General features: G+C 66.3%; 10 protein-coding genes. 7 read left to right on the forward strand and 3 right to left on the reverse strand.

Annotated features, from left to right (window positions below; all coding sequences use genetic code 11):
- On the reverse strand, positions 1-2,190 hold a 2,190-nt coding region (gene aceE, locus U5N23_RS13005; RefSeq protein WP_322593235.1), incomplete at its 3' end, for a pyruvate dehydrogenase (acetyl-transferring), homodimeric type.
- Between the two features lie 238 nt (positions 2,191-2,428).
- Here aceE and U5N23_RS13010 point away from each other — a divergent pair.
- From U5N23_RS13010 to U5N23_RS13030, 5 genes are all read left to right on the forward strand, one after another.
- Positions 2,429-4,990 carry a PAS domain S-box protein gene (locus tag U5N23_RS13010; RefSeq protein WP_322593236.1) on the forward strand — a complete coding sequence of 854 codons (2,562 nt, stop codon included), beginning with the start codon at positions 2,429-2,431 and terminating at the stop codon, positions 4,988-4,990.
- A complete protein-coding gene (locus tag U5N23_RS13015; RefSeq protein WP_007848524.1) occupies positions 4,987-5,613 on the forward strand; it encodes a response regulator transcription factor in 627 nt (208 codons plus the stop codon). Before U5N23_RS13010 ends, U5N23_RS13015 begins: the two co-directional genes overlap by 4 nt.
- A 188-nt stretch (positions 5,614-5,801) precedes the next feature.
- A complete protein-coding gene (gene folD, locus U5N23_RS13020) occupies positions 5,802-6,656 on the forward strand; it encodes a bifunctional methylenetetrahydrofolate dehydrogenase/methenyltetrahydrofolate cyclohydrolase FolD (protein WP_322593237.1) in 855 nt (284 codons plus the stop codon).
- A gap of 41 nt (positions 6,657-6,697) precedes the next feature.
- Entirely contained in the window at positions 6,698-8,743 is a 2,046-nt protein-coding gene (locus U5N23_RS13025) for a M3 family metallopeptidase (protein WP_322593238.1), read from the forward strand.
- A 37-nt stretch (positions 8,744-8,780) separates the two neighbouring features.
- Positions 8,781-9,440, forward strand: coding sequence for a glutaredoxin family protein (locus tag U5N23_RS13030; protein WP_322593239.1), 660 nt, complete (start codon positions 8,781-8,783; stop codon positions 9,438-9,440).
- Positions 9,441-9,516: 76 nt separating this feature from the next.
- On the opposite strand, the gene rpiA is transcribed toward U5N23_RS13030, so the two are convergent.
- The gene (gene rpiA / locus U5N23_RS13035; RefSeq protein WP_322593240.1) at positions 9,517-10,206 is read right to left on the reverse strand and encodes a ribose-5-phosphate isomerase RpiA; all 690 of its coding nucleotides are present in this window, start codon (positions 10,204-10,206) and stop codon (positions 9,517-9,519) included.
- A 47-nt stretch (positions 10,207-10,253) separates the two neighbouring features.
- Here rpiA and U5N23_RS13040 point away from each other — a divergent pair, with 47 nt between their 5' ends.
- Entirely contained in the window at positions 10,254-11,309 is a 1,056-nt protein-coding gene (locus U5N23_RS13040; RefSeq protein ID WP_322593241.1) for a quinone-dependent dihydroorotate dehydrogenase, read from the forward strand.
- A gap of 190 nt (positions 11,310-11,499) precedes the next feature.
- Positions 11,500-12,150 carry a response regulator transcription factor gene (locus U5N23_RS13045; protein WP_322593242.1) on the forward strand — a complete coding sequence of 217 codons (651 nt, stop codon included), beginning with the start codon at positions 11,500-11,502 and terminating at the stop codon, positions 12,148-12,150.
- A gap of 79 nt (positions 12,151-12,229) precedes the next feature.
- Here the strand turns inward: U5N23_RS13045 and U5N23_RS13050 are convergent, their stop codons facing one another.
- Complete coding sequence (locus tag U5N23_RS13050; RefSeq protein WP_322593243.1) at positions 12,230-14,008, reverse strand: hybrid sensor histidine kinase/response regulator; 1,779 nt, start codon at positions 14,006-14,008, stop codon at positions 12,230-12,232.
- Between the last annotated feature and the right edge of the window lie 36 nt (positions 14,009-14,044).

The raw sequence follows: 14,044 nt of genomic DNA on the forward strand, positions 1-14,044 counted from the left end.
CTTGCACAGGTACATGCCCTTGAGGATCTGCTCTTCCGTGCCGGGCTGCAGGCCGGGCATGGGGTAGTTCTCGTTGAGCAGCGTGATGTAGTAGAAGACGTTTTCCTGGCGCTCGACCATGCGCTTCAAGCCGTGGTGCATGATCACGCCGACTTCGTGGGCGAAGGTCGGGTCGTAGCTCACGCAGTTGGGGATGGTGCCGGCCAGGATGTGGCTGTGGCCGTCTTCGTGCTGCAGGCCTTCGCCGTTGAGCGTGGTGCGGCCCGAGGTGCCGCCCAAGAGGAAGCCGCGGGCCTGCATGTCGCCCGCCGCCCAGGCCAGGTCGCCGATGCGCTGGAAGCCGAACATCGAGTAGTACACGTAGAACGGGATCATGATCCGGTTGTTCGTGCTGTAGCTGGTGGCGGCAGCGATCCAGCTGGCCATGCCGCCGGCTTCGTTGATGCCTTCCTGCAGGATCTGGCCGGCCTTGTCTTCGCGGTAGTACATCACCTGGTCGCGGTCGACCGGGGTGTAGAGCTGGCCCTTGGGGTTGTAGATGCCGATCTGGCGGAACAGGCCTTCCATGCCGAAGGTGCGGGCCTCGTCCACCAGGATGGGCACCACACGCGGGCCCAGGGCCTGGTCGCGCAGCAACTGCGTGATGAAGCGCACGTAGGCCTGGGTGGTGGAGATCTCGCGGCCTTCGGCCGTGGGTTCGAGCACCGCCTTGAAGGTGTCGAGCGAGGGCACGGTGAAGCTCTCTTCGGCCTTGGGCAGGCGCTTGGGCAGGTAGCCGCCCAGGGCCTTGCGGCGCTCCTGAAGGTACTGCATTTCCGGCGTGTCGTCGGCCGGCTTGTAGTACGGGATGTCGGCCAGCTGGCTGTCCGGGATCGGGATGCTGAAGCGGTCGCGGATGTACTTGATGTCCTCGTCCGAGAGCTTCTTGGTCTGGTGCACGGTGTTCTTGCCTTCACCGGCCTTGCCCATGCCATAGCCCTTGACGGTCTTGACCAGCAGCACGGTGGGCTGGTTCTTGTGCGCGTTGGCGGCATGGAAGGCGGCGTACACCTTGGCGGGCTCGTGGCCACCGCGGCGCAGCTCGAAGATCTCCTCGTCGGTCATGTGCTCGACGAGCTTGAGCGTCTCGGGGTAGCGGCCGAAGAAGTTCTTGCGCACGAAGGCACCATCGTTGGCCTTCATGGCCTGGTAGTCGCCGTCCAGCGTCTCCATCATCAGCTGCTTGAGCTTGCCGGTCTTGTCGCGCGCCAGCAGGGTGTCCCAGCCATTGCCCCACAAGAGCTTGATGACGTTCCAGCCGCTGCCGCGGAACTCGCTTTCGAGCTCCTGCACGATCTTGCCGTTGCCGCGCACCGGGCCGTCCAGGCGCTGCAGGTTGCAGTTGATCACGAAGACCAGGTTGTCGAGGTTTTCACGCGCAGCCAGGCCGATGGCGCCCAGCGATTCGGGTTCGTCCATCTCACCGTCGCCGCAGAACACCCAGACCTTGCGGTTTTCGGTGTTGGCAATGCCACGGGCGTGCAGGTACTTGAGGAAGCGCGCCTGGTAGATGGCCATCAGCGGGCCCAGACCCATGGACACCGTGGGGAACTGCCAGAACTCGGGCATCAGCTTGGGGTGCGGGTAGCTGGAGAGGCCCTTGCCGTCCACTTCCTGGCGGAAGCTGTCGAGCTGCTCTTCGGTCAGCCGGCCTTCAAGGTAGGCGCGGGCGTAGATGCCGGGCGAGCTGTGGCCCTGGATGTACAGCAGGTCGCCACCGTGGTTTTCGCTGGCGGCATGCCAGAAATGGTTGAAGCCGGCGCCGAACATACTGGCCACCGATGCGAACGAGCCGATGTGGCCGCCCAGGTCGCCGCCGTCGGCGGGGTTCAGGCGGTTGGCGCGCACGACCATGGCCATGGCGTTCCAGCGCATGTAGGCGCGCAGGCGCTTTTCAATGGCGATGTTGCCGGGGCAGTGGGCTTCCTGGTCGGCCTCGATGGTGTTCACGTAGCCGGTGTTGGCCGAGAACGGCATGTCGATGCTGCTCTGGCGCGCGTGCTCCAGAAGCTGCTCCAGCAGGAAATGGGCGCGCTCGGGGCCCTCCTTGTCGATCACGGCGGACAGCGCATCCATCCATTCACGGGTTTCCTGCTGATCGACGTCGGTACCGAGGCCGAAACCGGCCTCTTGATCGGGCTGAGCTGACATGCTTTGTCTCCTGTAGGTGTGGCAGCAATTTAGAACACTGCCCCTAGTTTCGCACAACTTTTCTTGAATTTCAAATGGTGCCCATTGATATCATATTATGAGAATTTGCTGCGAACGCACAAGAACGAGCGTTCGCAAACGGCCACGGCCTGCCTGCAAAACCCGCCGCAAGGGATCGTGGACAGGTTTGTCCCTGCTGTCCGTTACCAGGTGTGCGCCTCCTCTACACTTGAGGGGCATGCACCCCACCGACCCAGCTCCCCCCACCACGGTTTCGCCCATTGCGGCCCCTGCGCGCTGGTGGCGCAAGTGGTGGCGCAGCCTCTCGCCCACCCGGCAGGACCGGTTTGCTGCGCTGGCGCCGTTGGCGGCCGTGCTGATGTTCCTGGCGGCCATCGTGGCGGCCTTCTGGTACCTGCGCGCCGAAGAGGCCGAGCGCGAGCAGGAAGCCCTGCGCCGCGATGTGGAATACGCCCAGCAGCGCGTGCGCCTGCGCCTGCTGGAGCGCCAGGAGCAGCTCATGCGCATTGCGCGCGACCTGTCCAACCAGGAGCTCGAACGCTCCGAGTTCGTGAGCCGGGCCGAGACCCTGATCAGCCAGTACCCCGAGCTGCAGGCCATCACCTGGATCGACGAGCGCCGCCGCATCCGCGCCAGCCACGCCGCGCCCACCCTGGCCAGCAGCGAGCTGCGCATCGCTGGCGAGGTGCTCAAGGCCGGCGACACGGCCGACACCTATGGCCTGGCGCGCGACCTGCAGCAGCCCGTGTACGCCCAGCCGGCCGCCACGGCGGGCGACATCACGCCCCTCTTGCAGCTGCAGGTGCCGCTGAACAACCAGGGCAAGTTCAGTGGCGTGGTGCTGGGCGAATACTCCATCGACAGCCTGCTGCGCTACGGCACGCCCACCGAGGTGCTGGCGCGCTACGCCGTGACCCTGCTCGACAGCAAGAACCAGGTGCTGGCAGGTACGCCCCTGGGCCCGCGCAACCCGGCCACCCAGCTGCTGCCCTGGAGCCCGCGCGCCAACGAGTACGAGGTGCCCGTCTCCCCCGTGGGCAACGGGCTGGTGCTGCGCGCCCAGGCCTACCGCACCTCGCTGGGCGTGGTGGGCAGCGGCCTGTTCTGGCTGGTTGGCACGCTCAGCGCCATGACGGCCTGGATGCTGATCGCCACCTGGCGCCACACGCGCCGGCGCATGCAGGCCCAGCAGGCCCTGGTGGCCGAGACCAATTTCCGCCGGGCGATGGAGAACTCCATCCTCACCGGCATGCGCGCGCTCGACATGGAAGGCCGCATCACCTACGTGAACGCCGCCTTCTGCCAGATGACGGGCTGGAGCGAGGCCGAGCTGGTGGGCCTGAAGGCCCCCTTCCCCTACTGGCCCGACTCGGACCACGAGGCCCTGCACGCCAAGCTGCGCGACGAGCTCAGCGGCAAGACCATCGTCGGCGGCTTCCAGGTGCGCGTGCGGCGCAAGAGCGGCACGCTGTTCGATGCACGCCTGTACGTGTCGCCGCTGATCGATGCCCATGGCCACCAGACCGGCTGGATGACGTCGATGACCGACATCACCGAGCCCAACCGGGTGCGCGAGCAGCTCTCGGCGTCGCACGAGCGCTTCACCATCGTGCTCGAATCGCTCGATGCCTCGGTGTCCGTGGCGCCGCTGGGCAGCGAGGAGTTGCTGTTCGCCAACAAGCTGTACCGCCAGTGGTTCGGCTCGCAGACCGGCGGCCACCTGCAACTGGTGGCCCAGGCCGGCGTGGTGCCCGTGGCGGGCAGCACGCCATCGGGCGTGGACGACGAGGACGGGCTGATGGGCCTGCCCACCGACACCCTGACCAGCGCGCGCACCGAAAACGCCGAGATCTTCCTGCCCGACCTGGGCAAGTGGCTGGAGGTGCGCTCGCGCTACCTGAACTGGGTGGACGGGCGCCTGGCGCAGATGGTGATCGCCACCGACATCACGCCGCGCCGCCAGGCCGAGGAACAGGCCTCGCGCCAGGCCGAGCGCGCCCAGTCCGTGAGCCGCCTGATCACCATGGGCGAGATGGCATCCAGCGTGGCGCACGAGCTGAACCAGCCGCTCACGGCCATCAACAACTATTGCAGCGGCATGGTCTCGCGCATCCAGAGCGGCCAGCTCACCGAGGAAGCCCTGCTCACGGCCCTGCAGAAGACCGCCCACCAGGCGCAGCGCGCCGGGCAGATCATCCAGCGCATCCGCTCCTTCGTGAAGAAGAGCGAGCCCAACCGCGCCCTGGCCGATGTGCATTCGATGGTGACCGAGGCCGTGGAGCTGGCCGACATCGAGCTGCGCCGCCACCATGTGCGCCTGACGCTGTACATCGCCGCGCGCCTGCCGCCCGTGATGGCCGACACCATCCTGATCGAGCAGGTGCTGGTGAACCTGATGAAGAACGGCGCCGAGGCCATCCAGCAGGCCAACCGCCCCACGGCCGGCCGCAGCGTGGAACTGCGCGTGGTGCCCAAGACCATCGAGGACCGCGGCGTGGTCGAGTTTTCGGTGCTGGACACGGGCAAGGGCCTGGCGCCCGAAGTGCTCGAACGCCTGTTCGAAGCCTTCTTCTCCACCAAGCAGGAAGGCATGGGCATGGGCCTCAATCTGTGCCGCAGCATCGTCGAGTCGCACCAGGGCCGGATGCATGCAGAGAACATCTACAATGGTTCCGAGGTCACGGGCTGCAGGTTCTCCTTCTGGTTGCCGCTTGCCAAGCCTGCCGATGACACTACAAATTCTGTAGCAAACGCACATACTCCAAGGACAATTGCATGAGCTTGATTCCGAAAAAAGGCACCGTATACGTCGTGGATGATGACGAAGCGGTCCGAGACTCCCTGCAGTGGCTGCTGGAAGGCAAGGACTACCGGGTGCGCTGCTTTGATTCGGCCGAGACCTTTCTGTCGCGCTACGACCCGCGCGAAGTGGCCTGCCTGATCGTGGACATCCGCATGGGCGGCATGACCGGCCTGGAGCTGCAGGACCGCCTGATCGAGCGCAAATCGCCGCTGCCCATCGTGTTCATCACCGGCCACGGCGACGTGCCCATGGCCGTGAACACCATGAAGAAGGGTGCGCTCGATTTCATCCAGAAGCCCTTCGACGAGGAAGAGCTGGTCGGCCTGGTCGAGCGCATGCTGGACCATGCCCGCGAGGCGTTTGCCGGCTACCAGCAGGCCGCCAGCCGCGATGCCCTGCTCTCCAAGCTCACCAGCCGCGAGGCGCAGGTGCTCGAGCGCATCGTCGCCGGCCGCCTGAACAAGCAGATCGCCGACGACCTGGGCATCAGCATCAAGACGGTGGAGGCACACCGCGCCAACATCATGGAAAAGCTCAACGCCAATACCGTGGCCGACCTGCTCAAGATCGCCCTCGGCCAAAATGCCCCCAAGGGCTGACACGGATTTGCCTGCAAGCGGCTAACGTCGTTGGTGAGCCTTGCCGTGCCATAGCACTGTCTGCGGCTCCCCGCCTAGTTATCCGCTTGCATGCAAATCCGTAGAAGACATTGTTCCAACAGGCCAACAGAGCCTGGCACTTAGACCCCATCAGAGCGCCTGTTGCTCTTTTTGACCGTATTCCAGCCATGACAGCCCACATCATCGACGGCACCGCCCTCTCCCGCCAACTGCGCAGCGAAGTCGCCCAGCGCGCCGCTGCCCTCACCGCGCGCGGCCACCAGCCCGGCCTGGCCGTGATCCTGGTGGGCGAAGACCCGGCCTCGGCCGTCTATGTGCGCAACAAGGTCAAGGCCTGCGAGGACAGCGGCGTGCGCTCGGTCTTCGAGAAGTACGAGGCCACGCTGAGCGAGGCCGAGCTGATGGCGCGCATCGCCGCGCTGAATGCCGACCCAAGCGTTCACGGCATCCTGGTGCAAATGCCCCTGCCCAAGCACATCGACCCGCACAAGGTGATCGAGGCGATTTCCACCGCCAAGGATGTGGATGGCTATTCGGTGCTGTCGGCCGGCGAGCTGATGGCGGGGCTGGAGGGCTTTCGCCCCTGCACGCCCTACGGCAGCATGAAGCTGATCGAATCCACCGGCCAGTCGCTCAAGGGCAAGCATGCCGTGGTGATCGGGCGCAGCAACACCGTGGGCAAGCCCATGGCCCTGCTGCTGCTGCAGGCCAACGCCACCGTGACCGTGACGCACAGCGGCACGCCCGACCTGGGTTACCACACGCGCCAGGCCGATGTGGTGGTGGCGGCCGTGGGCCGCGCCAACACGCTCACGGCCGACATGGTCAAGCCGGGTGCCATCGTGATCGACGTGGGCATCAACCGCAACGCCGAAGGCAAGCTCTGCGGCGACGTGGACTTCGAGGGTGTCAAGGAAGTGGCTGGCTGGATCACCCCCGTGCCTGGCGGGGTTGGCCCGATGACCATTACCATGCTGCTGGTGAACACCATCGAGGCAGCCGAGCGCACGGCTGCCCGTTGACAAACCCTTGAACCTACGCCCCGAGGCGCCATCTACACCGCATGAGCAACGCCCTTCTCGAATTCTCCGGCCTTCCCCAGTTTGACCGCATCACGCCCGAGGACGTCGCGCCTGCGGTCGACGTGCTGCTCGAGCGTGCCAACGTGGCGCTGGAGACGGTGACCGCCCCCGACTTTCCCGCCCGCTGGGACGCCATCGCCCAGGTGCTGGACGTGGCCACCGAGCAACTGGGCACGGCCTGGGGCGCGGTGAGCCACCTCAACAGCGTGGCCGACACGCCCGAGCTGCGTGCCGCCTACAACGCCGCCCTGCCCCGCGTGACCGAATTCTGGACCCGCCTGGGTGCCGACGAGCGCCTTTACGCCAAGTACAAGGCCATCGACCCCGCCACGCTGAGCGCCGAGCAGCGCCAGGCGCACAAGAATGCCGTGCGCAACTTCGTGTTGAGCGGCGCGGAACTGGTCGGCACCGCCAAGGAGCGCTTTGCCCAGATCCAGGAGCGCCAGGCCGAGCTGAGCCAGAAGTTCAGCGAGAACGCGCTGGACGCGACCGACGCCTTTGCCTATTACGCCACCGACGCCGAGGTCGATGGCATCCCTGCCGACGTGCTGCAGGCCGCGCGCGATGCCGCCCAGGCCGAGGGCAAGGACGGCTACAAGCTCACGCTCAAGATGCCGTGCTACCTGCCGGTGATGCAGTTCGCCCACCAGAGCGCCCTGCGCGAGAAGATCTACCGCGCCTATGTGACCCGTGCCTCCGACCAGGCCGAAGGCGATGCCCGCAAGTACGACAACACCGCGCTGATCAGCGAGATCCTGGCACTGCGCAAGGAAGAAGCGCAACTGCTGGGCTACGCCAACTTCGGCGAAGTCTCGGTGGTGGCCAAGATGGCCGATTCGCCTGCCGAAGTGGTCGCCTTCCTGCGCGACCTGGCGCACCGCGCCCGGCCTTATGCCGAGAAGGACGTGGCCGACCTGCGTGCCTTTGCCTCGACCAGCCTCGGGCTGACCGCACCCCAGGCCTGGGACTGGCCCTACGTGGCCGAGAAGCTCAAGGAAGCGCGCTACGCCTTCAGCGAGCAGGAGGTCAAGCAATACTTCACGGCGCCCAAGGTGCTGGCCGGCCTGTTCAAGATCATCGAAACGCTGTTCGAGGTGGCGATCCGCCGCGACAGCGCGCCGGTGTGGCACCCGGCCGTGGAGTTCTACCGCATCGAGCGCGGCGACACGCTGGTTGGCCAGTTCTACCTGGACCAGCCGGCGCGCACCGGCAAGCGCGGCGGCGCCTGGATGGACGACGTGCGCACCCGCTGGCTGCGCCCCGACACCGGCGTGCTGCAGACCCCGGTGGCGCACCTGGTGTGCAATTTCGCCAGCGGCGTGGACGGCAAGCCGCCCCTGCTCACGCACGACGACGTGATCACCCTGTTCCACGAGTTCGGCCACGGCCTGCACCACATGCTGACCCAGGTGAACGAGCGCGACGTCTCGGGCATCGGCGGCGTGGAGTGGGATGCGGTGGAGCTGCCCAGCCAGTTCATGGAGAACTTCTGCTGGGAGTGGGACGTGCTCAAGCACATGACGGCCCATGTGGACACGGGCGAGCCGCTGCCGCGCGCGCTGTTCGACAAGATGATCGCCGCGAAGAATTTCCAGAGCGGCATGCAGACGCTGCGCCAGATCGAGTTCTCGCTGTTCGACATGCTGCTGCACACCGAGCACGACCCGGCCCGGGACATCATGCCCCTGCTGGACCAGGTGCGTGCCGAAGTGGCCGTGCTGCAGCCGCCGGCGTTCAGCCGCACCGCGCACACCTTCAGCCACATCTTCGCGGGCGGTTATGCTGCGGGCTACTACAGCTACAAGTGGGCCGAGGTGCTGAGCGCCGACGCCTATGCCGCTTTTGAAGAAACGGTGGGCAGCGATGGCGAGCCGAGCGCCGAGACCGGCCGCCGCTACCGCGAGGCCATTCTGGAGGCCGGCGGCAGCCGCCCGGCGATGGAGTCGTTCAAGGCCTTTCGGGGCCGCGAGCCACGCCTGGACGCCTTGATGCGCCACCAGGGCATGGCCGAGCCGGCCACGGCCTGAGTTTCCCCACAACACACGGATTCCGAGGAGTAAGACGATGCGCAAGAACCTGCTGTCCCTGCCGATGCTGGCCCCGGTGCTGGTCCTGCTTGCCTGCGCGGGAGCCCAGGCGCAAACGGTGTACCGCATCGTCGGGCCCGATGGCAAGGTCACCTTCTCGGACCGCGCACCCGACAATGCGAGCAAGGCCACGGCCACCACCACCAACCCCGCGACGGGTGCCGTGGGGAGCACGAGCGGCCTGCCGCTGGAACTGTCGCGGATCGCCCAGCGTTTTCCCGTGACGCTGTACACCGGCAGCGATTGCGCGCCCTGCCTCAGTGCACGCAGCCTGCTGGTGAACCGCGGTGTGCCCTTCACCGAGCGCACCGTGAGCACCAACGAGGACCTTGAGGCACTGCGCAAGCTCAGCGGAGACACCTCGCTGCCCTACGGCACCATCGGTGGCCAGCGCATGGTCGGCTTCCAGGACACCGAATGGACGCAGTACCTGGATGTCGCCGGCTATCCCAAGACATCGCAATTGTCGGCCAGCTACCGACGCCCTGCACCCACGCCACTGACGGCCGCCGCCCCTGCGGCAGCCCCTGCAGCCGCCGCCTCGGAGTCGCCTGCTGCTACGGCATCGCCACGCGCACGCCCGGCGCCGTCCACCGAGGGTCCGTCGCCCACCAACCCCCAAGGCATCCGGTTCTGAGCAGCCACACTCCGATATGACAATGGGCCGCAACTGCGGCCCATTTTGTATGCGGCGCCCACAGCGCCGCACTTGCTCAATAACTCAGCGTCTTCACACCCTGCGCAGTGCCCAGCAGGCACACCGACGCCTTCTGGTGCGCGAACACGCCCACCGTGACCACGCCAGGCCACTGGTTGACGTCGGACTCGAAAGCCAGCGGGTCGGTGATGGTCAGACCGGTGACGTCCAGGATGTGCTGGCCGTTGTCGGTCACCAGGGGCTGGCCGTCCTTTTGGCGGACAGAGGCCGTGCCACCCAGTGCGGCAAAGCGGCGTGCAATGTTCTGCGCCGCCATCGGGATCACCTCCACCGGCAGCGGGAAATTGCCCAGTGCAGGCACCAGCTTGGATTCGTCGGCAATGCAGACGAAACGCCCGGCCAGTGCGGCCACGATCTTCTCGCGCGTGAGCGCTGCGCCGCCGCCCTTGACCATGTGGCCCTGGCCGTCGATCTCGTCGGCACCGTCGATGTAGACCGACAGGGCCTCGACCTCGTTGGCATCGAACACGGGAATGCCCAGCGCCTTCAGGCGTTCGGTGCTGGCCACCGAGCTCGACACGGCGCCCTTGATGCGGTCCTTCATGCTGGCCAGCGCGTCGATGAACTTGTTGACGGTGGAGCCCGTGCCCACCCCCACTATCTCGCCAGGCACCACGTATTGCAGGGCAGCCTGGCCTACGAGGGCCTTGAGTTCGTCTTGGGTCAGGGGGGTGGAGGTCGTCATGGGGGAAAATCGGAGGTTGTTGCGCAATTATCCCCTGTCATCCCCCCATGTCCCTGATCCCCTACGCCCTTACCCGCCCTTTCCTCTTCGGCCTGGATGCCGAAGCCGCCCATGAACTCACCATGGACATGCTGGCCCGCGGGCAACGCACGCCGTTGCAGTGGGCCTGGTGCAACACCCGGGTGGACGATTCCATCGAGCTGGCAGGGCTCACCTTTCCCAACCGCGTGGGCATGGCCGCCGGGCTGGACAAGAACGCCCGCGTGATCGACGCGCTGGGCGCCATGGGCTTCGGCTTCGTGGAGGTGGGCACCGTGACGCCCAAGGGCCAGCCCGGCAACCCCAAGCCGCGCATGTTCCGCCTGCCCGAGAAGCGCGCCCTCATCAACCGCCTGGGCTTCAACAACGAGGGGCTGGACGCCTTTTTGCGCAACGTGCAGCAATCGCGCTTTCGCGAGCACAAAGGCCGCGGCCCGCGCATGCTGCTGGGCCTGAACATCGGCAAGAACGCCAGCACCCCCATCGAGAATGCGACCAGCGACTATCTCGCCTGCCTGGATGGCGTGTACCCCCACGCCGACTACGTGACGGTGAACATCAGCTCGCCCAATACCCAGAACCTGCGCGCGCTGCAAAGCGACGAGGCGCTGGACGGGCTGCTGGGTGCGATCGCCGAACGCCGCGAAGCACTCGCCAGGCAGACCGGCAAGCGCACGCCCATCTTCGTGAAGATCGCACCCGACCTGAGCGAAGAGCAGGTATCCGTGATCGCCGCCACGCTGCAGCGCCATGGCATGGACGGCGTGATCGCCACCAACACCACCATTGCCCGTGATGCCGTCAAGGGCCTGCGCCATGCCGAAGAGACAGGCGGCCTGAGCGGCGCACCGGTGCTAGAAGCCAGCAACGCCGTGATCCGCCAGTTGCGCGCCGCACTGGGCAGCCAGTTCCCCATCATCGGCGTGGGCGGCGTGATGAGCGCCGACGATGCGGTGAGCAAGATCCGCGCGGGCGCGGACGTGGTGCAGATCTACACCGGGCTGATCTACGAGGGCCCGGCGCTCGTCACCCGGGCGGCGCAGGCCATCAAGGCCATGCGCTGAGGCGCCGGGGCAGGCTCTGAGGCAGGCAATTCCACCAAATGGTAAAAAATCGGGGGCATCCCAAAGCAGGTACGCCAAGACCATGGCATAGTCGGCGTGATACCAAATGTGTCATCCGATGGCCATCCAATCCATTTCGACCGTGCATGTGGCCTTTGTGGCATGACGGTGATGCCCCGCATTTCCATCCATGAATGTTCTTGTCATTGACGATCACTCCCTGTTTCGAGAGGGACTTCGCCTGCTGCTCGCCGAGCTCGGTTTCGGCATCGACACCCAGATCGCTGGCAGCTGCGAAGAGGGGCTCGAAAAACTGCGGGCGCGGCCCGCAGACATCGTGCTGCTGGACTGGCACATGGAAGGCCTCTCCGGAGCCGATGCCATGGTGGCCATCCGTGAACTGGTGCCCCAGGCACGCCAGATCGTGCTGTCGGGTGAAAAGAGTGCGACCCTGGTGCGCACGGCCATCGACAATGGCGCGGTGGGCTTCATCGCCAAGGACTCCGAGCCGGAAACGCTGATGCTCGCCCTGAACACCATCGCCTCGGGCGGGATCTACCTGCCCGCCACCCTGCTCTCCGGCCCCGGGAGGACGCTGGCGGCCTCGGACAAGCACCTGCCCAGCGACCTCACCCAGGCGTTTCCCGAGCTGACCCAGCGCCAGGGGGATGTGCTGGCGGCCATCCTGCGCGGCCTGCCCAACAAGGTGATTGCGCGCGAGCTCAATATCAGCGACCAGACGGTGAAATCGCACCTGAGCGTCATCTTTCGCCAGCTCAACGTCCAGAGCCGCACCGAAGCGGTCTACGTCTGCGCACGGCAGGGCGTACGCATCGCGTGAAATAAGCTGCCCAACACAATGGGCAGCTGAAACGGCACCGCGCCTGCTGCGCGGGGCATGGGCCCATGCCGGACCGGTGTCACGAAAGGCCGATGGTCCCGGACCTGTCGGCAACAGGGTCCAAGGCTGGCACATGGCGGTCGGTGGCGGGCTCGCCGAGCTCCGCCAGCCAGTTGACCAGCAGCGAGGGCAACACCGGCTTTTGCCACATCGCGATGTTGCCCAGGCGGGCGACCTCGTGGAGGTCGATGCCGGGGTCTCCCGTGATGATCGCCACCGGCAGCGCGGGCCAGCGCGAGCGCAGGCGCTGCGCCACGTCCAGGCCCGTGGCATCGCCAGAGAGCCGGTAGTCGGCGACCAGCGCATGCGGCGGCGCGGCGGCCGCGTCGATCGCGGAATCGGGGGGCATGCCCTCCCATTGCGTGACCTTGCATCCCCATGACTCGAGCGCCTGGGTAGTCGCCATCCGGACCAGGGCATGGTCTTCGACGAGCCAGACATCCACGGCCCTGGTCAACACCGGCTGGGCCGGTGCAGCGAGGGCCCCCACGCCCGTGCCCTCGAAAATCGGCGCCTGCGGCAGGGTGAGCGTGAAGGTGGTTCCCTGGCCCGGGTTCGAATGCATGCCCATTTCCAGCCCGAGCAGGGTCGCCAGGCGGCGCACGATGGCCAGACCCAGGCCACTGCCCTGCCCCGGGTCGCGCGAGGGATTGCCGACCTGAAAATACTCCTCGAAGACGCGGGCCTGCGCTTCATGGGCAATGCCGATACCGGTATCGCGCACCCGCAGTTCCACCACGCTTTCCTGCGCGAGCACGGAAACCACGACGCCGCCGTCGTTGGTGTATTTCACCGCGTTGTCCACCAGGTTGCGCAGGATGCGCTCCAAAAGGAAGGCATCGCTCAGCACCCACGCCTCATCGTCGCCTTCGGTCTCGATGAACACCCCTTTGGCTGCGCACCGGGGCTGGAACTCGCGCGCAAGGTCCTTCACCATGGCAGCGATGTTCAGGGCCTGCATCTGCGGCACGATGCTGCCAGTTTCGAGCTTGGAGAGATCGAGCAGCCCCGAGAACAGCTTGTCCAGCGAGCCTGCGGCATCACGGATGTGGGCGATCAGCTGCGCAGTCTGGGGCGTTTCATGGCGATGCAGCAGGGATGAAAAGACCAGCAGGGCGTGCAGGGGCTGGCGCAGATCATGGCTTGCGGCGGCAAGAAAGCGCGACTTGGCGGCATTCGCCTCCTCCGCCACCTGCTTTCCCTCTCCCAACTGGCGCAGAAGATCCGCGTTCTCGAAGCGGATCTGCAGCGAATCGCGGAATGCCTGCGCCGTCTGGCGCGACGAGACCGCGACCACCAGTCCCACGCCGAACAGGGCCAGGGCCAACGGCAGGCCGTTCGTGCCGCCCTGGGTCAGCCAGAACACCGCAGCGAAGGCGAGGTTGATCCACGCCCCGGCGATGAAGGTCGCCGGATGCGTCGATGCATTCACCAGCGCGCCGCCCAGGTAGATGAGTTGCAGCACGGTGGCAAACGTCGCGATGCCCCCCGTGGTGCCATAGCCGATCCACCAGACGGTCGTCCCCATCAGGGCCTGGTTGGCCACGGTGATCCACCAGTGATCGGTCTGTTGCCGGGCCAGCGCGGCTGCGTCGGCGGTATCGAGCACTGCCAGCGCTCGGGCACTGAGCACGGCATTGATCTGGGCCATGAGCAGCACGGGAAACATCCAGGCCAGCACACGCCAGGCCGGCGTGGAGAAGCCAAAGCAGATCGCCGCCACGATGGCTGCCACCACGACCATGGTGCGCGCGCTGACCGACTGCTGCGCACGCAGCCGCAGGGACTCGCGCGCCATCGCTACATCCAATGGGTGATTGGCATCAACGGGAAA

The organism is Acidovorax sp., from assembly GCF_034519795.1.
GTDB lineage: Bacteria > Pseudomonadota > Gammaproteobacteria > Burkholderiales > Burkholderiaceae_C > Acidovorax.